Origin of the sequence: Streptomyces africanus (assembly GCF_030816955.1) — a bacterium.
GTDB classification, from domain to species: domain Bacteria; phylum Actinomycetota; class Actinomycetes; order Streptomycetales; family Streptomycetaceae; genus Streptomyces; species Streptomyces africanus.
This window is the reverse complement of sequence record NZ_JAUSYP010000001.1, coordinates 4,558,211-4,580,362: the sequence shown is the minus strand read 5'-3', so window position 1 is coordinate 4,580,362 and position 22,152 is coordinate 4,558,211. Positions and strand designations below refer to the sequence as shown.

Here is a 22,152-nt window from a genome sequence, read left to right as displayed (position 1 = left end):
GCAGGTCAGCAAGCCTTTCCTGGCCTGAGAACGCCCGGCCGCGTCATACCCAGGTAGGAGCTCTCGCCCCACAGGGAACGCACAGGCACTCTTCCTCCTCTTGCACGGCGTCACCCCCCAACTGAAGGGAATGCGCCGTGCGTTCACGTACACGTATACGCCTGTATCCGGCCGGGTCGGTGGTCCTGGCTCTCGCCGCGGCCGGAACCGTGCTGGCCGGGCCGGTCGGCTCCGCTTCTGCTGCCGACGCGGCCGGTCGTGCCGATCTGCGCGCGGACGTGAACCGCGACGGACGGGTCGATGTCACCGGTGGCAGCGACAAGAAAGGGGAGGACAGCTGGTCCGTCGGGCGTGGGGCCGTCTACCTGCCCAACATCGACGACGACAGCAAGCGGTGCCCGGTGACCGGGCCCGGCGGCAAGCCGCTGTCCGACGCCAAGTTGGCCGCGTGCAACGACGGCTCCGACACGAAGGTCAACGGCAGCGCGGATGCCGCCGACCTCGCCCGGGTTCGTTCCGTGCCTCTGCCCGGCCTCCCCGCGGACGCCCAGGGCCGGTTGAAGGTCACCACGGGAGGCGAGCACGCCCGCCTCTTCCTCAAGCGTTCCGGCAAGTGGACAGCGGTGACGTCCAAGACCCGGCTGACCGCCGACGAGCTCCGTGCCGGTGTCGAGTTCGGTGTCGAGGGCACCGATGTCGTCCGGGACAGCACGAAGTGGGACGGCCGTGCGGTGGTCCGGCTGACGGTGACGGCCGGGCGGACGTCCACCTCCGATGCCGTGACCCTGCGTGTCGCGCCGCTGCTGACCCACCATCACCTGCAGAACACCCAGCAGGTGATGGTGACCGAGGTCCAGGGCGAGGGCCCGTACAGCCGTCTTCAGCAGAAGTTCGTCGCTGAACTCGGCAAGGAAGTCAAGAAGGCCGGAATCACCGCGCCCCTGGTCAAATTCAAGAAGTACGCCGACCCCTGGGCCCAGGACTTCGTCGAACCGGCCTACGTCAGCATGACCGGGCCGGGCGGCCGGCGGCACGTGATGCGCGTGATGCTGCGGTCCGCCCAGCCGGACCGGGACGCGGGCCGGGAGCTGTTCGAGAAGGTGCGCGGCCGGGACATCGGTGTGGTGCAGGTGAACGACCCGGGCAAGCCCGACGACTGGTCGCTCAACTCCATGGGGAACCTGGAGACCATCCCGCCCTACGCGCACGGCGGGCGCTCCTTCCCGGCCGGGCGGATCATCATGGGCGAGCGCAAGGACAGCGGGGCGCGGCCGTCCAAGGTGATGCGGACGATGCTGAAGTCGCAGGGGTTGCAGGACCCGCTGCTGCTGGACACCTCCTGGCTGGGCGTGGGGCACGTCGACGAGTTCGTGCAGTTCCTGCCCGCCGACACGCCGCGCGGCTGGCGCATGGGGGTCGCCGATCCGGAGGCGGGGCTGCGGCTGCTGCGCGACGCCAAGCGCGACGGCCACGGCAAGACGAAGATGTTCTCCGTCCCGGGCCGGAGCGACAGCCCGGCGCCCAAGGAGACCATCGACCAGGCGCTCGCCTCCAAGCATCTGGTGGCCGACAACGAGATGGCCGCACGACGCATCGCTGCCAACCTGGAGATCCTGAAGCGGGAAACGGGGATCACCGACGGGGAGATCGTGCGGGTGCCGGCCCTGTACACCCGCGAGTCGGAGGTGATGACCGCCGACGGTGACGAGATCCCCGTGCCGCGTCTGACGCGTATGGGTGCCGGGTCCGGCCTCGTGGACAGCCTCGGGGACCGCGGCCAGCAGAAGTGGCTCGCCGAGAACCCGGCCGGCTCGCGTACGAAGGCGGCGGCGACGGTGATGACCAGCGCATACGTCCCCGGCGCGGTCAACGGCGTGCTCCTGGGACGCGACCGCTACCTCGCCCCGCGCCAGTGGGGGCCCGTCATCGGCGGCAAGGACATCTTCACGCAGGCCGTCAACGCCGCGTACCGGCAGGCCGGTCTGAAGGTGTCGTACATCGACGACTGGTACACGTACCACCTCGGCATGGGCGAGGTGCACTGCGGCACCAACACCCTGCGCGACGCGACGGCCGCGTGGTGGCAGCGGCCGGTGGGCTGAGCGAGCCGTAACGAGGAGCAGGCGGCGGACCGGACGGTCAGGAGCCGTACGGTCCGTCGCCCCGCCCGCCGTCCTGCCCGGCGCGTCCGGGCGCCAGGCGGCGGTACGCGGCGCGGGCGTGGGCTACGCGGGCCAGGGACGTGCCGACGAGCGTGGCGGTGAGCAGGCAGGCGAGCCATGTGGTGTCGCGGGGGCCGGCCCAGGTGAGGGTGCCCGCGGGCGGTATGGCGAAGCCGTTGAGGAACAGCCAGCACAGGACGGCCGTGCCGGGGGCCGCCGTGAAGCGTGCGCACAGTCCGAGCACCGCGGCCAGCAGGGACAGCGCGAGCAGGGCCAGTCCCGGACGGCCGGTCCCCACCACGGTGTTGAGGACTGCCACGAGTACCAGTGCGCCGCCGAACGCCCCGGCCCACACCAGCGGTGTCGCCACGGGCCTCGGAACGGGCCTGGCTCCGGTGCCCAGCGGCCTCCACTCGATCATGCCGGCGCTTCCTTCCCCGAGAGTGCTCGTCAGGGTCCCACTCCCGCCTGTTCCGTGGAAACGCTCGAACCGGACAGTCGGACGACGCCGAGCATGACGAAACCCCAGGTACAAGACCTGGGGTTGCTTCGTCCGGACCCGGCTGGTCCGCGTCACACGAACGCGCTCCGGCCCGTGATCGCCTTGCCGACGATCAGGGTGTTCATCTCACGCGTGCCCTCGAAGGAGTAGATCGCCTCGGCGTCGGCGAAGAAGCGGGCGATGTCGTGGTCCAGGAGGATTCCGTTGCCGCCGAAGATCTCCCGGCTCCACGCCACGACCTCCCGCATCCGCGAGGTGACGAACGCCTTGGCCAGGGAGGAGTGTTCGTCGCGGAAGACCCCGGCGTCCTGCAACCGGGCGAGCTGCACCAGCATGCCCCACGACGCGGTGATGTTGCCCAGGCTCTTGACCAGCAGGTCCTGCACGAGCTGGAAACCGCCGATCGGACGGCCGAACTGCCGCCGTTCACGGGCGTAGTCGAGGGCCAGTTCGTAGGCGCCGGTCATGACGCCCAGCGCCTGCCAGGCCACCCCGCTGCGGGTGGCGCGCAGGATCTCGGCGACGTCGCGGAAGGAGTTGATGTTCTGGAGGCGGTTGGCCTCCGGTACCCGGACGTCGGTGAGGGTGATCTCGGCGTTTTCGACGATCCGGAAGGCGATCTTGCCCTCGATCTTCGCCGGTTCGAAGCCGGGTGTGCCCTTCTCGACGACGAAGCCCTTGACGTGATTGTCGTCGACGTCCCGCGCCCACACGACGACGTAGTCGGCGAAGGTCGCGTTGCCGATCCACTTCTTGGCGCCGTTGAGGATCCAGGTGTCGCCCTCGCGCTTGGCCGTGGTGCGCATGCCGCCCGCGACGTCGGAGCCGCCGAGCGGCTCGGTCATGGCGAACGCGCCGATCTTGTCCATCGCGGCCATCGCCGGGAGCCAGCGGTCGCGCTGCTCCTGGTCCCCGCCGGAGTGGACGGAGTACATCGCGAGACCGTTGTGGACGCCGAAGAAGGTGGCCACCGAGGCGTCGGTGCGGCTCAGTTCCATCGCCAGCATGCCGCTGAGCAGGTTGCTGACGGCGGGCCGGTGCTCGCCGTAGCCCTCGTAGGGCAGGCCGGCGAGGCCGCTGTCGCGGAAGATGCCGACGAGTTCCCGGGGGAACTCGCCCTTGGCCCAGTGGGCGTTGACCAGCGGCTTGATCTCGTCCCGCATCAGGGCACGGGCCTTGAGGAGGATCTTCCGCTCCTCGTCGGGCAGCAGCGCCTCGTAGGCGTAGAAGTCCGCGACCAACTGGTCTTCGAGCGTGGTGGTCATCTCAGTTCTCCTCCTTGTCGGCGCTGTCCAGGGCGGACAGGACGGCGAGTTGCCTGCGGTCGCGCGTCTCGGTGAGGTCCGCGTACGTGGCGGAGCCGTAGGCCCGTTCCACGGCTGCGATGAGCCGTTCCTGCTGGTCGTGGTTCTGTGACGGGGTGCCGAGGTCCGCCCACATCCGCTTCATCGAGGGGCCGATGTGCTCGGCCAGGTGCCGGTAGCCGCCCGGTCCGCCGCCCAGGTGCGAGCCGAGGAACGGCCCGACCGTGGCCCAGCGCAGGCCCAGCGAGTTGGTCATCACCGTGTCGAGCTCCTCGGGCGTCACCACGCCCTGTTCGACCAGGTACACGGCCTCGCGGCTGAGGGCGTTCTGCAGCCGGTTCCCGACGAAGCCGGGGATCTCCTTGCGTTCGACGACCGGGGTGCGGCCGACGGAGGTGTAGAAGTCGACGGCGGCCTGGACGGCGTCCTCCCCGGTGCGCTCGCCGGGCACGACCTCGACGAGCGGGACGAGGTGCGGCGGGTTGAAGGGGTGGCCGATCAGGACGCGGGCGGCGGCGTCGTCGGCCAGTTCCTTGGTGAACTCGGTCGACGGGATGGCCGACGAGGAGCTGAGCAGCAGCGCGTGGCCGGGTGCCTCCCGGGCCAGGCCGGCGAACAAGTCCTGCTTGAACTCGACGCGCTCGGGGCCGTTCTCCTGGACGACGTCCGCGTCCCGGACCGCCTCGGTGACGTCGGCGACGAGGTGCACCCGGCCGGCGAGGCCGGTCACGTCCAGGCCGCGGGCGGCCAGGTGCGGGGCGGACTGCGCGAGGGCCTCGTCCACGGCCTCGGCGAGGTCCGGTCGCGGGTCGCTCACCCGGACGGTCAGGCCGTGCGCGGCGAACAGCGCCGTCCAGGACAGTCCGATGGTCCCGGCGCCGATCACCGCGGCCGTACGGAAGGTGCGGGTCATGACGCGGCTCCCTTCAGGTAGTCGTGGACCGGCTCGACGCCGGACAGCGTCAGGTCGGTGAGGATGTGGCTGGCGGAGACGACCTCCAGCACAGGCAGGTCGGCCAGCGGGGCGAGCACGTGCGCGAAGAGCTGGAGCCGGGCGGGCCCGGTCCAGGCCTCCTTGACGGTGACGTCGGTGATGCGCGTGCGGACGAGTTCCTGCACGCGCGGCAGGCCGTCGTAGCCGGGGATGGTCTTGAGCATGAAGGTCGGCACGGTGATCTGCGCCTCGGCCTCGCGCCGGTCCAGCTCGTGGTGCTTGTAGCCCATGGTCGCGGTGGCGACCCGCAGGCTGCCGTGGTCGAGGGTGCCGACGAGCGCGCCGGAGTCGACGGTGAGCGACGGGGAGCCGAGCACCTTCGGGTAGGCGGAGACCTCACGGCCGGAGGCGGTCGCCGGGAAGTTGTCGAGGTACATCGCGTGCAGGTACTCGCCCTGCTCGCCGTCGAAGCTGACGGGGATCGCCTGGCCGGCCTCCGTGTAGGGGCCGTAGCCGCTGACGTCGCCCATCTTCATGACCTCGAACCGGACCAGGGGTTCACCGATGCGCAGGGGTTCGGGGACTACGGCCCGCAGGGCGTCCGGGTCGGTGCGGTAGACGACGTTGAGGTACTCGCGGTCGGTGAAGCGCGGGACGGTCGGCGCGTACGCCGGGCTGGTGAGCGGGGTGGTGAGGTGCTGTCGTACGTCCTCGGCGTGCATCGCGGCTCACCGTCCCGTCCACCGCGCGGGGCGGCGTTCGGCGAAGGCGGTCATGCCCTCGCGTACGTCCGCCGAGGCCATCAGGGTCTTCATCTCCCCGCGCTGGAAGGCGAAGGCCTCGGCGTCGGGCGCACCGTCGGCGGCGCGGACGACGCGCTTGACGGCCGCGAGCGCGAGCGGGGCGTTCTCCGCGAGCCGTCCGGCCAACCGGAGCGCCTCGGCGACGGCCTGGCCGCCGGCCGTGACCCGGTTGGCCAGGCCCAGTTCACCGGCGCGGCGGCCGTCGACGGGCTCGCCGGTCAGCAGGAGTTCCATGGCCAGGTGGTGCGGGATGCGCTTGGGCAGCCGGATCACGCCGCCGCCCGCGGCGATCAGCCCGCGCTTGACCTCGGGCAGCCCGAACCGGGCGTCCTCGGCCGCGACGATCAGGTCGCAGGCCAGGGCCAGTTCGAAGCCGCCGCCCATGGCATAGCCCTCCACGGCGGCGATCAGGGGCTTGGCCGGTTCGGCCTCGGTCAGTCCGCCGAAGCCGCGGCCTTCGACCTCGGGCGACTCGCCGCGCAGCGCGGCCTTGAGGTCCATGCCGGCGCTGAACGTGCCGCCCTCGCCGGTCAGGACGCCGGCCCGCAGCTCGGGGTCGGCCTCCAGTTCGTCCAGGGCGGCGGTCAGGCCGACGGCGACCGCGGCGTTCACGGCGTTGCGGGCCTCGGGACGGTCGAGGGTGATCAGCAGGGTGGAGCCGATGCGTTCGGTGCGGACGACGGGGGTGGTGGGGGTGCTCATGGCTGTCCTCCTGTGACGGTCAACGGGCGGCGGTGTCGAGCTCGGCGAGGACGTCCTCGGTGTCCTGGCCGGCGACCGGCGCCAGGCGGCGGATCGAGCCGGGCGTGGCGGAGAAGCGCAGCGGGATGCCGATGGTGCGGACGGTGCCCTCGGTCGGGTGCTCGACGGTGTCGAGGAGGTGGCCGTCGCGCACGTAGGGGTCCTCGTGGGCGCGCTCCAGTTCCAGCACCGGAGCCATCGGGATGCTGTGCTTGGCGCACACCTCCGCCCACTCGTCGGTGGTCAGCGCCGGGGCGCAGGTCTGAAGGAGCGCGGCCAGGTCCTCGTGGTCGGCGCTGTCGATAGCGTCCCCGTTCACACGCGGGTCCTCCGCCAGGTCCGGGCGTCCGGCGGCGGTGAAGAAGTCCCGGTAGTTCTGCGGGTTGTACGGCATGACACAGGCCAGGCCGTCCTTGGTGCGCACCGCCTTGTGGCCCTTCAGCATCGACAGGGCGAATCCGGTGGGGCCGGTCTCGGGCACGTGGGTGTGTCCCGCCAGGTGCTCGACCAGGTTGAACGCGATCAGGGTGTCGGTCATCGGGATCTCGACGAGCTGGCCCTGCCCGGTCCTGTTCCGGTGCAGCAGGGCGGCGAGCACGCTGTAGGCGATGGTCAGGGAGGAGACCTTGTCGCCGATGATGGTCGGCAGGTAGACGGGCTCGCCCAGCGCGCGGTCGGCGATGTCGACCAGGCCGGACGCGGCCTGCACGGTCTCGTCGTAGGCGGCGTTGCCCGCCCGGTCCGAGTCGCTGCGGAAGCCCTGGGCGTGTGCGTAGACGAGCCCCGGGTTGCGGGCGGCGATGTCGTCGTGGGACAGGCCGAGGCGGTGCAGGGCGCCCGGCCGCATGTTGGTGATCAGCACGTCCGCGGTGTCGATCAGCTTCAGCGCCCGCTCGCGGTCGGTGTCGTCCTTCAGGTTGAGGGCGACGCTGCGCTTGTTGCGGTTGACGTTGAGGTTCAGCGGGGTCATGCCCGGCGTGGTGCGGTAGTGGCCCACGCGCACGGTGTCGGCGGGCGACTCGATCTTGATCACGTCGGCGCCCAGGTCGCCGAGGATCTGTGCCGCGTAGGGGCCCATCACCACGGTCGACAGGTCGATCACGCGGATGCCTTCCAGGGGGCCGGTGGCGGTGTCCGTGATGTCCGTCATCGCTTTTCCTTCAACTCCTTGCTTCGCCATGTATGTGTATCTGGAAACTAAGTTAGCAAGGAGCGGGCGGAGACCGGAAACAAATGGAGTGACCAATAGACGAAAGGCGGTATGACCGCAGTGGTCATACCGCCTTTGGCGAATACCTTTCGAATACTTGAGTGGGTCAGGTGTGGAGCGGCTCGGCGAAGATCTCGCGGGCGGCGGCGACGACTTCTTCCAGGTCACCGCCGCGCGCCCGGTCCTTGCGCCAGAGCAGGCCGGTCTCCAGCCGGGGGTGGAAATCCGAGAACGGCAGGACCGTGACATTGTCGAGACGGTAATTCTGCACGGGGCTTCGCGGATCCAGCATGGAAATCGAGAAAGCCAGGCCACTGGACACTATCTCGGAGACTCCCTCGAACGTCGCGCTGCCGATTTCGATCCGCTTCTTGATGCCGAGCTCGGCCAGCTGCTGGTCGAGACCGCGGAAATACGCGTTGGTCACGGCCGTGGGCGAGCCCGCGTAGGCGAGTCCGGACAGTTCCGCCAGGGCGATCGACTCCCGCCCCGCGAACCGGTCCCGGGGCACGACCGCGCCGAGGCGCTCCGACATCACGGGCAGCCGTTCCAGGGCCGGGTCGCCGCCGACCGGGAGCCGGGCGAGGGTCAGTGCCAGTCTGCCGTCGCACACCGCGTCGACCAGCCGCTCGGTGCCGCCCGGCCAGCGTTTGATCTCGAACCGGTCGCCGACCCGCTCGGCGAGGGCGGCCATCCGTGCGCGCAGGTCCGGATGGATGCCGCTCGGGACACCGAGCAGCAGGGTGGTCCGCCGCGGCCGGGCCGTCTCGTCCAGCCGCCACTGGATGGAGTCGACCTGCTCCAGGACCCCGCGGGCGATCGGCACCAGCGCGCTGCCGGCCGGGGTGAGCCGCACATGGTGGGTGTCGCGGTCGAAGAGCCGGTGTCCGAGTTCGTTCTCGAGATCCTTGATCCGCCGGCTCAACGGGGAGGCCGCCATGTGCAGTTTGCGGGCGGCGGTGGAGAAGTTCAGTTCTTGGGCGACGGCGACGAAATAGCGCAGGTGCAGGAGCTCCACGCGGTTCACCCTAACCGCTGCGGTCGGCGGCTTTCGGGGCCGCGGGGCCGGGCAGCCCCTTCTCCGACAGCTCCTTCTCCATCAGCGTGAACGACTTGGGCGCCCCGCCCGGCTGCGGTTTGCCCTCCTTGTGGCCGACGACGCGGTAACCGGCGTCCCGGTAGTAGGCGTTGAGCGGTGCGTTGCCCGCCAGGCAGTCCAGGCGGACCCGGGTCCGTCCGGCCTCGGCCACCCGGCGTTCCGCGGCCTCCAGCAGCCGCCGCCCTGTCCCGGGCGGGGCGCTGCTCCGGTCCACCATCAGCCGGTGCACGTACCCGGCCACGGGCGGCTGCGGCCCCCAGGCGGCCTCGTCCTCCCACCACAGCTCCCAGGCTCCGCCGACCCGCCCGCCGGCCTCCGCGAGCCAGACCTCGCCGTGCGCCATGACCTGGCGGAAGTGGCCCTCGTCCAGCTCCCCGGGTTGCCACTGCCCGGTGATGCCGCGGGCCAGCATCCAGCGGGCGGCGTCGTCGCGGAGCCGGACGAGGGTGGGCAGGTCGGCCTCGGTGGCCGGGCGGATGAGGAGATCATTCACCCGGGGATCGTCGCACAACCGTCCGACGGCGACGCCTCGTTGTCAGGCGTCCTCGATCGTGATGAAGGGATCCCACTGGAAGTAGCCCTTCAACTGGCGGTGGCGGTCCAGGATCTGGAAATAGAAGTGGTAGACGACCTTGCCGGGCTGTTTGACCGTCGTGCGCCAGTAGTGGTCCTGGTAGCGCTGGGTGTCGAACTCCGGCCTGCCCTCGGTGCCCTCCTTCGGCAGGGGGTAGATGCCGCTGACCACCTCGATCTCCGGCGGCTTGATGAGCTGGTACTGGCTGTCGCTGCTGACGTACCGGTAGAGCAGGGCCTTGTAGTCGCTGCCGAGCGACAGGGTCGTCTCCCGCCACTTGACGCTGTCCCCGGGCTCGGCGCGCAGGTTCAGCTCGGCGCCCGACGTGCCGACGATGTGGTCCTGGCGGGTGGTCATGTAGATCAGGCGCGGGTCGACCTGCGTGGGCGTGTCGGGGTTGCGGGACGCGTTGGGGTTGCGTTCGACGATCGTGGCCGCGTCGAACGAGATCAGTACGTTGAGCTCGGCCATGTCTTTTCCCCTCGGGTAACCGGGCTTACGGACGACGGGACTTACCGGGTCTGGGAGGACTTCGGCACCTTGTACGCCATCGCCCTCGGGTAGTCGTGGCGGTGCAGGTGCACGCGGACCAGGAGCGGGCCGGCGTTGAACGAGTCGGACGGGTCGGTGAGGCGGTCCAGGAGGTCGTCGAGTTCGGCGGTGTGCGCGACGGTGACGCCGTGCGCCGGGGTGTGCTTGCCCGCGAAGACGTCCGCGAGGCGGTCGTAGTGCCAGGGGTGGAGGACGTTGTAGAAGTCCGCCTCGGTGGCGTCCTCGTCCGCGTAGTACCGCGGATGCACCAGCATCTGCTCGACGCCGTAGAAGTGCCCGTTGTCCATGACGAACACCACCGACCGCAGCCCGTGCCGGGTGTGCGTGGAGAGTTCCTGGCAGGTCTCCTGGAAGGCGCCGTCGCCGACGAACACCATCGGGCGGGCGTCGCCGCGCTCGGGGGCGAGCGCGGCGCCGGTGGCCGCGCCGACCGACCAGCCGATGGACAGCCAGCTGACCTGCGACAGGAACCCGCCCGCCGGCAGGGACAGGTTCATCGAGCCGATGAGGGAGAACGCGGCGTCCGAGACGACCGTCCAGTCCTCCCGCGTCTCGTGGTTCAGGAAGTGGTTGACCCGGTCGAACACGGCGTCGTAGGTGAGGCGCCGGCCGGCCCCGTGCCGGGCTGCCGAACCGGCGGTCAGGAGCGAGGCGCGGTGGTGTTCGAGGGCCGCGGGGCGGTCGCCGCGCGGCCCGTGGTGGGCGTAGGACTCCGCGTAGTAGTCGGCGGCCAGGCCCCCTGAGCCGTACGCCTTCACCAGCGCGTCCTGGAGGGCGGGCAGCAGCCAGGTGAGCTGGACGTCGGGGAAGTAGGTCGTGCCGACGCTGACGCCGCCGTGCGCGGCCATCACCCAGTCGTCGCCGACGCACTGCTCCCCGCCGAGGTTCTTCGACGTGGACCAGGCGCCGAGCCCGATGCGGCAGGTGGCCCAGTCCTTGAAGACGGCGTGCACGTCCGGGTGGCTGGCGCCGCCGTTGTAGACGCCGTGGAACTGCGGCAGGTCCTCGTCGACGACGGCCTTGGCGCCGACGGTGGTGCAGAACGGCACGCCCGTCGCCTCCACCAGGTCGGTGAGCTGCCCGCCGAGCCCGAACCGGTCGATCTCCTCGCCGGCCCAGACGATCGGGCGGGGCCTGCCGTCCGGACCGGGATGCTCCTCGACCAGGGTGAGGACCGCATGCACGGCGTGGTCCAGCATGGGCTGGTTGCGCGCGCTCAGCGGCCGCTCCCGGGCGACGATCGGCGCCTGAGGCTCCGGGCAGGGCTCGTCCCAGAGGTCCTCCATGACCTCCAGGTAGACCGGCCGGCGCTCGGAGAGGCACGCGGTGAGCGCAGCGTCGATCTGGCCGGGGGCGAGGCCCGGGTTGGAGATGACCTGGGCGTCCACGGTGACCTGCCGGTAGACGTCCAGGTTGCTCTCCGGGCGGGGGCTCATGTGCGAGGTGAGCAGGCCGACAGCCCGGTAGTTCTGCCACTGCTCGTAGGGCGGGGAGGCGTTGACGGCGACGAGCGGGACCTGTTCGACGTAGGCGCCGCCGCACGCGTTGAGGAGGTTGAACGCGCCGACGCTGTAGGTGACGGCGGCCGCGCCGATGCCGTGGATCCGGGCGTAGGCGTCGGCGGCCTGGCCCGCGCCGCCCTCGGTGGGGGTGCCGACCCACTCGATGTCGCCCTCGGCCCGCAGGGTGGTCAGGAACGGGCCGAGGTGGTTGCCGGGGACGCCGAAGAGGTGCGTGATGCCCAACTCGGCCAGGCGCAGGGCGAGGTAGCGGGCGACCGTGCACCCGGGGTCGATCGCGCTCATGAGCGGCCCCCGTCCCGGTCCGCGCCCGGGGTGGTGACCGGCGGGGCCTGGTGGACGGCGAGGGCGGCACGCACGGCGCTCTCCAGGGCGCCCTCGATCCAGGCGTGCTTGAGGGAGGTGTGTTCCCCGGCGAAGTGCACGGGGCCTTCGGGCCGGGAGACGTCCAGGTGGAAGCTGGTCATCTGGTGGGCGGTGTAGATGGCGGCCTCGCCGAAGGCGTACGGGTCGCGGGCCCAGCTCTGGGTGGCGCCCCGGCCGGTGAAGAACACCTCGATGCGGCGGCCGTGCAGGGCCTGGAGGTTGCGCAGGGCGTAGACGTAGCGCTCCGAACTCCGCATGGAGTCCCAGCGGGCGGCGTCGTCGGACCAGCAGTACGAGGCGAGCACTACACCGCCGGTGCTGCCCTCGACCCGGTGCGACGGGTAGTACATGAACCGGTTGGGGTTGTCGGTGACCGAGCCTCCTCCGAAGCAGTGGGTGGCGGGGCGCAGCGCGGGGCCGCGCAGCGGCATGGTGCTGTTGAGCTGCCGCATCTCCTCGGTGACGCTGCTGTCCTTGACGGCGGCGGCCAGCAGATCGGTGCCCGGCCCGGCGAACGTCAGGACGGGTTCGGCGTCCACCTGGCCGCCCAGCCGGTAGTACTCGTACAGGCCGGGCGCGATGCGGTCGAGCTCGTCGCGCCAGTCGTCCTCGGTGAACTCCCACCAGCGGTGGCTGAACTCCAGCAGCACCTTGGTGGCCTGGTCGTAGTGGGTCTCGATGACCGCGCGGCGCTTCTTGTACGACATCGACGGGACGATCTCCACGAAGCGCAGGGCGGAGAACGGGATGGTGACGATCGCCAGGTCGGCCGTCCACAGGCGCGGCGGGGCCTGTGGATCGTTCTCGGCGACGGTCTGCACGGCCACGCCCCACCCGTCGGGCCCGACCTCGCCGGTGCCCTCGGGGTCGGTGTCGCGACTGGGGTCGTGGTACTCCAGGCGGATCATGCGGTGGCCGAGCCGCACCTCGTCGCGCAGCCCCTGGTGCAGCGCGTGCGGCAGGCGCCAGCTGCCGCCGGGTATCTCCCAGTAGCGGACACCCGGGTTGATGTCGCTGCGGCTCAGGAAGCTGTGGAAGAACGACAGGTGCAGCCGCGAGGACATGTTCTCCAGCGTTCCGACGGCCTCGATCGCCTCGTCGCTGAGCCCGGCGTGGTCGCGCAGGAAGCCGCCCATCGAGTAGCCGTCGAAGTCGCGGATCACCCGGGCCCAGCCCTCGACCCACTCCTCGAAGGGCTTGTTGACGCGCCGCCCGTCGACGACGTCGGAGTAGTAGTCGCGCACGCACTCCAGGGCGTCGTCGACCATCTTCACGACGGGGGCGCGGACCTCGTCGTCGGTGAGGTGGAAGCCCTCGTTGATCCGCTCGGGACCGGCGGCGTAGTCGGCGCGCCGCACCTGGGTGCGGTTGGCGCGGATCCAGGAGTTGCCGCGCTTGCCGGGTTCGCGGAAGCCGGGGCTGTCGTCGCCGTAGGTCCAGGTGCGGCCGGTGAAGGAGGTGTACGTCACCGGAGGCACGGGGACGTCGGGGCCGCTGCCGGTGCCGGGGGCCACGTCCACGTTGTAGAACTGGCGGCGGCCGAGCCCGAGTTTGTCGACCAGGGCGAGGACGAGCGGGTGGAAGTCAGGCAGCCGCATGGCACCGGCCTCGGCGTACTGGGCCGGGTCGTCGAAGGGCTGCTGGTGTTTGGTGGCGCGGAAGGTCTTGATGCGTCCGCCGACCCGGCCGGCGTTGGCCTCCAGGATGGTGACGTCGTGTCCGGCGTCCTTGAGCAGCCGGCCGGCGACGAGGCCGGTGATGCCGGCGCCGATGACGAGGATCTTCTTGCGCGGGTGCGGGGTCGGGCCGAGGCGGCCCGTGTCGATCAGGGTGTGCAGATAGCCGAGTTTGAGGTCGGAGCCGTCCGGCCCGACGAGGAGGAGTTCACGGGCGAGCCTGAGGCAGGTCTGCCAGCGGGCACGGGCGGCCGAGTCGTCCCGGGGTAAGTCGGTCATAGCTTTCGATCGTAGATATGCCGAAACGATTTCGCGGTTTCCTCCGGAGACAAAGTCCGGAAAACGCCGACCGCATCGCCTGACGGGATTTCGACTTGCGACCCGTTACGCCCGTCAATAATTCACTTATGGAATGTGGAAATCCTGGGACCGGTGTGCCGCGGGAGGCAAAAGGGCCCGCCCCGGATTCGGAACGGGCCCCTTCGGGTCAGCGGAGCCGGCTCAGTCGAGCACGATGCACGTCGTGGGCACCCAGCCCTTGGTGCCCCGGTAGTTGATGTAGTCGAACTGGTCGCTGCCCTGACCGCACTTGCTGTCGTACCACTTGGCCTTCTCGTTCTTGAGGCTGCAAGCGTTCTTCCCCTTCGGGAAGAGCCCGAGGGCGGTTCCCGAAATGCTCTTCGTCTTGCGGATCTTGACGCTTTCCCGCGCCTTCACCTTTTCTCCGCGCGAGCAGGCGGCACTCACGGACACATCGCCCGAAGAAGCGGTCGCCGCGGCCACCGCGGGAGTTGAGGAGAAGGCGAGACCCGCCAGCACCACGACACCCAGTGCGCCCATTACCTTCTTACGCATGACACCCCGTTCTATGAAATTGCTTCGCGGTCAAATCCAACCTATCAGCCCGGCAGTGACACACCGTCGAATGGCGAATGGGGGACGGAAAGGGATTGTGCCGGTTCCGTGAAAGGGACGCAGATCGGGCGGGCGTCCCGATCCGGGGTTGTTCGGGCCGCGGAACGGGTGGCCGAACAATCCGCCCACCGGATGGACTGGGGCCTGCGGTACCGGTTGGTCGCGGCAGGGAGAGGGGTCTCGGATGGGCGGGAGCAGGGGCGTCGTCGTGGTGGTCGCCGGGATGGTGCTGGCCGTCGGAGGGTGCGGGGGCGCGGCGGACGAGGCGCACCGGGCGGACGGCTCGGCCGGAAAGGGAACAGTGTCCCCGACGCCGGTGCGGTCGCCGTCCGGGGAATTGGTGAAATGGGTCGGCGGCCTGTGCGAGTCGACGGTCGCGCTCAAGAACCTGCGGGCAAAGAGCGCCGCCGACGTGAAGGAGATCCGGGGCGCCGACGAGGGGGATCTCGTCGCCCGGGCCGGCGCCATCGGCTATCTCTCCTCGACCCCGTCGGCGGTCGACCGTGTGCAGAGCGGACTGGAGGAACTCGGCTCGTCGGGCGTTCCCGCGGCCGACCGGCTGCTCGGCGCCTTGCGGAAGAAGGTGACCGGTGTCGCCACGGAACTCGAAGGGATGTCACCGGCCATGGCCGTCGACGACGCCGCGGGCAGCGCCGAGGACGTCGACGAGCTCGTCCGGTCCCTCACCCCGCCCAAGCCGGACCTGCCCGCGCTCGCCGCGAAGGATCCACGGCTCGGGGCCGCGTACGAGCGGGCCGAGCAGTGCGCCCCGGGCTGGAAGCCCGCCGGCCGGGAGACGTCCTCGCCCGCGCCGGCCGGCCCCCTGCCGAAGGCGGCGGACGGCAAGAACTACCGGGCCTGCGCGGACGGTGCGTGCGAGGTGCTGGTGACGTCCACGGCGGACATCACGGCGGACGGCACGCGCGTGCACGTCTCCGTGGCGGACGACTACGTCACCTTCCAGTCGGGGGGCACCCTGATGCAGCTCGGCGGCGCGGGTGGCGAGGCCGGTTTCGGCGACGCCCTGAAGGCGACCGTCGTGGCGCACGACAAGGACGGGGCCGTACTGAAGTTCACCCTGCCCTAACGTTCTTCGCAGGCCTCCCGGTAGCCGAGCTGGGGCAGGTGCTGCCGCCAGTCGGACCGGGTCAGGATCCCGCCGGTGTGCGCGCAGACGTACTGCGCCGCGCGGTCGGCGTCCAGCGTCCACACCCGGGCCGTGAGGTCGTAGCCGGCGGAGGCGAGGGTGTCGCCGCGCGGGCTGAACGCGACGGTGGTGACGGTGTCGAGGTGGCCGGTGAGTTCCTGTCCGGCCGGCTCGGCCCGGGCCGGGTCGGACACGTCCCACAGGCGGACCGTGTGGTCGCCGCTGCCCGTCGCCAGCGTCCTGCCGTCCGGGGCGAAGGACAGGGCCCGGACCGCCGCGCGGTGTCCGGTCAGCTCCTTTCCCAACGGGCGGGCGCGGTCGCCTCCTTCGACGTCCCGTACGTCCCACAGCCGCACCGTGCGGTCGTCGCTGCCCGTCGCCAGGGTCCTCCCGTCCGGGGCGAAGGCCACCGCTTCGACCGACTCGTCGTGGCCGGTGAGGGCGGCTCCCGCGGGCCGGGCCCGCGCCCCGTCGCCGTCCACGTGCCACAGGCGGGCCGTGGCGTCCTCCGCGCCCGTGGCCAGGAGGCGACCGTCCGGGGAAAAGGCCACGGAGGTGACGGTGTCCGTGTGGCCGCGCAAGCGGGCGCCGAGCGGCCGTGGGCGGTCCGGTCGCCGTACGTCCCACAGCCGGACCGTGTCGTCCGCGCCGCCGGTGGCCAGGGTGCGGCCGTCCGGCGCGAAGGCGACGGCGTGGGCTTCCCCGTCGTGTGCGCGCAGGGGTGCGCCGAGCGGGGCCGGGCGGTCGGGCGTGGAGACGTCCCACAGGCGTACGGTGCCGTCCGCCGAGCCGCTGACCGCCGTACGGCCGTCCGGCGCGAACGCGACGGCGAGCACCCGGTCCTCGTGGGCGAGCGGGCGCGGTAGCCGGCGCGGGCGGTCCGGGCGGCGTACGTCCCACAGGCGGACCAGACCGTCGTCGGTGCTGGCGGCGGCGAGCAGGCGTCCGTCGGGGCTGTAGGCGACGGCGGTCACCGGGTTGGTGAAGTCCGTGAGCACCGTCGGCGGCCGGTGCCAGAGCAGGACGCCGCCGTCGGCGCCGGTGCTGGCGAGGGTGCGGCCGTCGGGGCTGAAGGCGACCTCCCACACCGGCTCCGTGTGCCCGGTCAGCGGCTCCCCGAGCCGCTGCGGATAGGCGGGGTTGGCCACGTTCCACAGCAGCGGCGCGTCGTCCTCGCCGGCGCTCGCCAGGGTCTCCCCGTCGGGGCTGAACGTGACCGACATGACGGGCGCGGTGTGCCCGGTGAGCGGTTCGCCCAGCGGCGTGAGCCGGCCCGGGCCGGACACGTCCCACAGCCGTACGGTCTCGTCGAAACCGGCGGTGGCCAGCGTGCGGCCGTCGGGCGAGAAGGCCAGGGTCCAGACCGGGGCGGTGTGGGCGCGCAGGGGCTTGCCGAGCGGTGCGAGCCCGTCGATCCCGCCGTACCGCCACATCCGGACGGCGGCGTCGTAGCCCGCCGTCGCCAGGGTCTTCCCGTCCGGGGCGAAGGCGACCGCGCGGACGCTGCGGTCGTCCGAGTCGTCGGCTACGGCGGGCTTGCCGAGCGGCGCGGGGCGGGCCGGATCGGCCAGGTCCCACAGACGTACGGTGGCGTCGTCGCCGGCCGTGGCCAGCGTGCGGCCGTCGGGGGCGAAGGCGGCGGAGACGATGTTCTCCCCGTCGTGGCTCACCAGTGGGCGGCCGAGGGCGCGGGGGTGCTCCCGGTCGCGCACGTCCCACAGGCGGATGACGCCGCCCTCGCCGGTGGCCGCCAGCAGATCGCGGCCCGCCGGTGCGAAGGCGACCGCGCCGACCCGGTCCGTCCCGAGTCGCAGCGGTGCGCCCAGCGCCCTGCCGCCCGTGTCCCACAGCCGGACCGTCCCGTCGTGGCCGCCGCCGGCCAGGGTGCGGCCGTCGGGCGCGTACGCCACGGAGCTACCGCCCCCGTCAAAGCCGGGCAGCCGCGTGGCCAGGACCCGGCCCGCGTCCGAGGCCAGCCGGGTCCGCAGGTCCGGGGTGGCGCGCATGCGGTACGCGGCCACGTCGAGCCGGGCGGCCAGCCCGGCGTGGGTGTCGCGGACCCGGTCGGCCTCGGCGGTGAGCCCGCCGAACACGGCGTCGTCCCGTTCGGCCTGCGCGGTGGCGCGGGCCTGGAGGGCGACGACGGCGGTGCCGGTGGCGAGCAGGGCGAGCGCGGCGAGTACGGCGACGACCGTGCGGCGCAGGAGCGCGGCGCGGTGCCGGCGGCGGAGCGAGGCGGTGAGGAACCGCCTCTCCAACGGGGTCAGTTCGTCACTGCCGGGCGCGGCGCCGGCCGCCGGGAAGGCGTCGCGGGCGGCGGACAGCCGGGAACCGGCGTAGAGCGCGGCGTTCTCCTGGCCGAGGTCCTGCCAGGTGCGGGCCGCCTCGGACAGCGCGCGGTGGACGCGCAGCCGGTCGCGTTCGGCGTCGATCCAGGTCCGCAGCCGGGGCCAGGCGGTGATGAGCGCCTCGTGGGCAAGGTCGGCGGTGCCGTCGTCGAAGGTGATGAGGCGGGCCCGGGCCAGCCGTTCCAGGACCACCCGGGTGTCGGCGGGGTCGCCGAAGTCCAGCTCCGCGTGGTCGGCGGGGCGGCGTGTGTCGGCGGTCCCGTCGCCGGGCGCGACGAGGCGCAGCAGAATCCGGCGCGCCAGCTCCGCCTGCGGTGCGCTCAGTTCTCCGTACACCTGCTCGGCCGTCCGTACGACGGCGCCGTGCAGTCCGCCGGCCGCCTCGTACGCCGCCTCGGTCAGGGTCCGGCCGCTGCGGTGGCGCCAGGTCTCCAGCAGGGCGTGCGACATCAGCGGCAGTCCGCCGGGGGCGCCCTCGACCTCGTCCAGGAGCCGGTCGGTCAGGGCGCGTTCGACGATCAGTCCGGACGCGGCGGCCGGGCGGACGATGGCCTCCCGCAGTTCCGCCCGGCTCATCGGCCCGGCCAGCAGCGTGGCGTCCTGCAACGCGGCGGTGAGACCGGGGTGTTCGGCGCACCGGCCGAGGAAGTCGGCCCGCACGGCGATGACGACGCGCAGCCCGCTGCCGGCGGCGGTGGCGGCGACGAGTCGGTCGATGAAGGCGTCCCGGTCGGCCGGGTCGGCGCCGAGGGTGTACAGCTCCTCGAACTGGTCGACGATCAGCCAGGTGTCGGCGTCGGTGCCGGGCACGGGGTCCAGCCGCTCGGCGTGCGTGCGCAGCGGATCGGCGCCGGGGGTGAGGATCCGTACGGCCGCGGGCGGCGCGTCGCTGTCGCCGGCCGCCCGCAACAGGGGGATCAGGCCGGCCCGCAGCAGCGACGACTTGCCGCTCCCCGAGGGGCCGAAGACGGCGGTGAAGCGGTGCTTGCGGTTCAGCTCGGTGAGCCGCTCCACGAGTTGGCCGCGGCCGAAGAACAGGTGGGCGTCGCCCGGTTCGAACCGGGTCAGGCCGCGGTAGGGCGGCCGGGCGGTGTCGTCGGCGGCACTTTGGGCGGCCAGTTCGTCCGACGCCTCGCGCCAGCGCCGCTCCCACTCGGCGAGGTCGCCGCCGCACGCCCTGACGTAGGCGAGCGTCACCGCGCGGGTGGGCAGCTGCCTGCCCGCCGCCGCCTGCGACAGCGTCGTCACCCCGTACCGCGCCCGCCGGGCCATCTCCCGGTACGTCGGCCTGCCCGCGGACTCGCGCAGTGCACGCAGCCCGGCCGCGAACCGCTGCACCGGCCCGCCCTCCGGATCCAGCTCGCCCTCGGCGCGGCCCGGCCCTGATGGTCCCGGCACGTGCCCGCCCCCCTCACCTCGTACGCCCTCCCCCGACTTTCGGCCGTATCGACGGCCGCGACACGGGCGTTCACTCCATCCTCACGGTTCCTCCAGGCCGGCAGAGCCGTCTTCCTGTGTGTTCCCGGACGGCCACGGTGACCGTCTTCGGACTCCTTCGAATGAGTGCTCCTGAACTCCTCCTGTCGGGTCGCGGGTGAAGGCATGGTGGTGGAGGACGAGGGGGTGGGGATGACGCGCAGGCGGGGGGCGTGGGCGGGGTCCGCGGTGATGGGCGCTGCGGCGGTAGTAACGGCGGGCCTCGGACTGGTGACCAATTACGCGAGTGTCTCGGTGCCCGGGTGGGCCGCCGATCCGTGGGTGGTATGGCCTGTCTTCGCGGTTCTGCTGGCGGCCGCTGTGGGGCTGCTGTGGTGGGACCGGCGCCTGGACACCGGAGGGCCTGCGACGCGGCTGACGCTGGTGGACCGGCTGGCCGGAAGTCGGCACGCCTCGCTGCGACGCCCGCATGTGGAGCGGATACGCGGCCGGGGGTCGGAGCTGGCCGTTCTGACCCGGATGCTGCGCCGACCGCAGGATGAGCTGGCGGTGGTCTGCGGGGCCGGCGGGCTGGGCAAGACCACGGTGGCCGCGCAGCTGGCCGCCCTGGCAGAAGAAGACGGCTGGCATGTGTTCTGGGTGCGATGGCGCGACTCGGTGGATCTGGCGCAGCAGATGACCCGGGTGGCGGTGGCCTGCGGGCTGTCGGAAGCGGAGCTGGAGGCTGCCCGGGCGGGGCAGCAGAGTCTCCCGGATGTGGTCTGGCGGCAGCTCGCCTCCGCACGGCGGTGGCTGCTGGTGCTGGACAACATCGACGAGCCCCAGACGGTGGACCCGGATGGTGAGCCGGTGGCGCACTACCGGGGCTGGATCCGCCCCCACGGACGGGGCCTGTTACTGATCACCAGCCGGGACACCAGCGAACAGACCTGGGGGCGGTGTGCCCGGCTGCTGCCGCTGAAGCCGCTGGCCGTGACCGATGCGGGGCAGGTGCTGCTGGATGTGGCAGCCCGGGCCGGCACCCAGGCACAGGCGCAGGAGTTGGCCGAGCGCCTGGGCAGGCTTCCGCTGGCCCTGCACGCGGCCGGCTCCTACCTGGCCACCCCCACCAGCCGCTACCAGACGTTCGAACGCTACCGCCAGGCACTGGACGCCGAACTGGGCACGCTGCTGGGCGCCGAACACCCGGATGCCTCCGACCCTGACATCGCCCGTACCGTGGTCCGCCACACCTGGGAGCTCTCCTTGGACCAGCTCGCGGCCGAAGGGCACATGCCGGCCCGCCCGCTGCTCCGGCTCCTGGCCCTGCTGGCGCCGGCCCCCGTCCCGCTGTCCCTGATCACCCCCGGCCTGCTCAACGCTGCGACAGGACAGTCGGCCACCATCGCGGGCGTCGAGGCCGCCCTGGCGGGCCTGTACCGCTACGGCCTGCTCGGCCTGCCCGAAGATCCCAGCCCCCGGCCACAACCGACGGTGGATGACGACCCGCCCACCCAGGTGGTACTCCACCCTCTGGTGAGGGAGATCAGCGCCCTGGCCCTGACAGGCGAGACCTCCGACCTCACCGTCTGGCACCGGGCCCTGGTCACGCGGCTGGCCGAGGCCGCTGACGACACCGCCGACGCCGGGCGCTCCGGCTGGCCCACCGCCCGCCTTCTCGCCCCTCACCTCCCGCTCTTGCTGAACCACACCACGACCCCACAAGACCTCGACGACACGGCCGACACCCTCAACCGCCTCGCCGACGTGCTGTACGACGCGGGCACCTACGCGTCGGCACATGCGCTGAGCCGGCACCTCCTCCAGGCACAGACACGCGTCCTGGGCCCGGACCACCCTGACAGCCTTGCCAGCCGCCACCGCCTGGCCAGAGCCCTGGACGGGATGGGCCAGTACGCGCAGGCGGCCGACCACCACCGGCACACCCTCGACGACCGCACCCGCGTCCTGGGCCCCGACCACCCCGACACCCTCACCAGCCGCAACAACCTCGCCAACGCGCTCTACGGCATGGGCCAGTACACACAAGCGGCCGACCACCACCGGCACACCCTCGACGACCGCACCCGCGTCCTGGGCCCCGACCACCCCGACACCCTCACCAGCCGCAACAACCTCGCCAACGCGCTCTACGGCATGGGCCAGTACACACAAGCGGCCGACCACCACCGGCACACCCTCGACGACCGCACCCGCGTCCTGGGCCCCGACCACCCCGACACCCTCACCAGCCGCAACAACCTCGCCAACGCCCTGAACGCGATGGGCCACTGCGAGCAGGCGGTCGACCTGCACCGCCAGACCGTCGACGACCGCGCCCGCGTCCTGGGCCCCGACCACCCCCACACCTTGGCCAGCCGCAACAACCTCGCCTTCGCCCTGGACGGGATGGGGCAGTACGCGCAGGCGGTCGACCTGCACCGGCAGACCCTCGACGACCGCGCCCGCGTCCTGGGCCCCGACCACCCCCATACCCTCGGCAGTCGCCACAACCTGGCCGACGCCCTCGAAGGCCTGGGCCACTACGCGGAGGCGGCCGACCTGTACCGGCAGGCCTTCACCGCCTACCTCCGCGTTCTGGGCCCCGACCACCCGAACACCTTGGGCAGCCGCCACAACTTGGCCATCGCCCTGGAGGGCATGGGTCAGTACGCGCAGGCGGTCGACCACCACCGGCAGAACCTCGCCGTCCGCACCGGCCTCCTCGGCCCGGACCACCCTGACACCCTGCTCAGCCGTGACAGCTTGCAGGCGGCGCTGGCTGCCTCACGCTCAGCACACCGGCTGCGAGACCGCCGGCTGCGGCACAGGGCCATCACCGACTGAACAGTCACTCACCGGAGCGTATCGGCGGAAGTGGAT

Annotated in this window: 16 protein-coding genes; 3 read left to right on the top strand and 13 right to left on the bottom strand. The window is 71.9% G+C overall.

Features of this window, described 5'->3' with window-relative positions; all coding sequences use genetic code 11:
• The first annotated feature begins 137 nt into the window (after nucleotides 1–137).
• Complete coding sequence (locus tag QF034_RS21255; RefSeq protein ID WP_307176451.1) at nucleotides 138–2,102, top strand: protein-arginine deiminase domain-containing protein; 1,965 nt, start codon at nucleotides 138–140, stop codon at nucleotides 2,100–2,102.
• A gap of 37 nt (nucleotides 2,103–2,139) precedes the next feature.
• Here the strand turns inward: QF034_RS21255 and QF034_RS21250 are convergent, their stop codons facing one another.
• The 12 genes from QF034_RS21250 to QF034_RS21195 form a co-directional block, all read right to left on the bottom strand.
• Nucleotides 2,140–2,583 carry a hypothetical protein gene (locus tag QF034_RS21250; RefSeq protein ID WP_307176450.1) on the bottom strand — a complete coding sequence of 148 codons (444 nt, stop codon included), beginning with the start codon at nucleotides 2,581–2,583 and terminating at the stop codon, nucleotides 2,140–2,142.
• Between the two features lie 152 nt (nucleotides 2,584–2,735).
• Nucleotides 2,736–3,929, bottom strand: coding sequence for an acyl-CoA dehydrogenase family protein (locus tag QF034_RS21245; protein ID WP_307176449.1), 1,194 nt, complete (start codon nucleotides 3,927–3,929; stop codon nucleotides 2,736–2,738).
• A 1-nt stretch (nucleotide 3,930) separates the two neighbouring features.
• The gene (locus QF034_RS21240) at nucleotides 3,931–4,881 is read right to left on the bottom strand and encodes a 3-hydroxyacyl-CoA dehydrogenase NAD-binding domain-containing protein (RefSeq protein WP_307176448.1); all 951 of its coding nucleotides are present in this window, start codon (nucleotides 4,879–4,881) and stop codon (nucleotides 3,931–3,933) included.
• Nucleotides 4,878–5,624, bottom strand: a complete 747-nt coding sequence (locus tag QF034_RS21235) for an acetoacetate decarboxylase (protein ID WP_307176447.1) — start codon at nucleotides 5,622–5,624, stop codon at nucleotides 4,878–4,880. The genes QF034_RS21240 and QF034_RS21235 overlap by 4 nt, the downstream gene beginning before the upstream one ends.
• A gap of 6 nt (nucleotides 5,625–5,630) precedes the next feature.
• Complete coding sequence (locus QF034_RS21230; protein ID WP_307176446.1) at nucleotides 5,631–6,407, bottom strand: crotonase/enoyl-CoA hydratase family protein; 777 nt, start codon at nucleotides 6,405–6,407, stop codon at nucleotides 5,631–5,633.
• Nucleotides 6,408–6,426: 19 nt separating this feature from the next.
• Complete coding sequence (locus QF034_RS21225) at nucleotides 6,427–7,596, bottom strand: CaiB/BaiF CoA transferase family protein (protein ID WP_307176445.1); 1,170 nt, start codon at nucleotides 7,594–7,596, stop codon at nucleotides 6,427–6,429.
• Nucleotides 7,597–7,762: 166 nt separating this feature from the next.
• On the bottom strand, nucleotides 7,763–8,674 hold the full coding sequence (locus QF034_RS21220; protein ID WP_307176444.1) for a LysR family transcriptional regulator: 912 nt from the start codon (nucleotides 8,672–8,674) through the stop codon (nucleotides 7,763–7,765).
• 10 nt (nucleotides 8,675–8,684) lie between these two features.
• Nucleotides 8,685–9,248 (bottom strand): GNAT family N-acetyltransferase, encoded by a 564-nt coding sequence (locus QF034_RS21215; protein WP_307176443.1) that lies wholly within the window; start codon nucleotides 9,246–9,248, stop codon nucleotides 8,685–8,687.
• A 42-nt stretch (nucleotides 9,249–9,290) separates the two neighbouring features.
• Nucleotides 9,291–9,800: an inclusion body family protein gene (locus QF034_RS21210; RefSeq protein WP_307176442.1), complete on the bottom strand. Its 510-nt coding sequence runs from the start codon at nucleotides 9,798–9,800 to the stop codon at nucleotides 9,291–9,293.
• 41 nt (nucleotides 9,801–9,841) lie between these two features.
• Nucleotides 9,842–11,686 carry a thiamine pyrophosphate-binding protein gene (locus tag QF034_RS21205; RefSeq protein ID WP_307176441.1) on the bottom strand — a complete coding sequence of 615 codons (1,845 nt, stop codon included), beginning with the start codon at nucleotides 11,684–11,686 and terminating at the stop codon, nucleotides 9,842–9,844.
• Nucleotides 11,683–13,722 (bottom strand): flavin monoamine oxidase family protein, encoded by a 2,040-nt coding sequence (locus QF034_RS21200; RefSeq protein ID WP_307176440.1) that lies wholly within the window; start codon nucleotides 13,720–13,722, stop codon nucleotides 11,683–11,685. Before QF034_RS21200 ends, QF034_RS21205 begins: the two co-directional genes overlap by 4 nt.
• 222 nt (nucleotides 13,723–13,944) lie before the next feature.
• On the bottom strand, nucleotides 13,945–14,298 hold the full coding sequence (locus tag QF034_RS21195) for a hypothetical protein (RefSeq protein ID WP_307176439.1): 354 nt from the start codon (nucleotides 14,296–14,298) through the stop codon (nucleotides 13,945–13,947).
• Nucleotides 14,299–14,542: 244 nt separating this feature from the next.
• Between QF034_RS21195 and QF034_RS21190 the strand changes: the two genes are divergently transcribed.
• On the top strand, nucleotides 14,543–15,445 hold the full coding sequence (locus tag QF034_RS21190) for a hypothetical protein (protein ID WP_307176438.1): 903 nt from the start codon (nucleotides 14,543–14,545) through the stop codon (nucleotides 15,443–15,445).
• On the opposite strand, the gene QF034_RS21185 is transcribed toward QF034_RS21190, so the two are convergent.
• Nucleotides 15,442–19,251 (bottom strand): nSTAND1 domain-containing NTPase, encoded by a 3,810-nt coding sequence (locus QF034_RS21185; RefSeq protein WP_307176437.1) that lies wholly within the window; start codon nucleotides 19,249–19,251, stop codon nucleotides 15,442–15,444. The genes QF034_RS21190 and QF034_RS21185 overlap by 4 nt on opposite strands.
• 231 nt (nucleotides 19,252–19,482) lie before the next feature.
• On the opposite strand from QF034_RS21185, the gene QF034_RS21180 reads away from it, so the two are divergent.
• Nucleotides 19,483–22,116, top strand: a complete 2,634-nt coding sequence (locus QF034_RS21180; RefSeq protein ID WP_307176436.1) for a tetratricopeptide repeat protein — start codon at nucleotides 19,483–19,485, stop codon at nucleotides 22,114–22,116.
• Nucleotides 22,117–22,152: the final 36 nt, after the last annotated feature.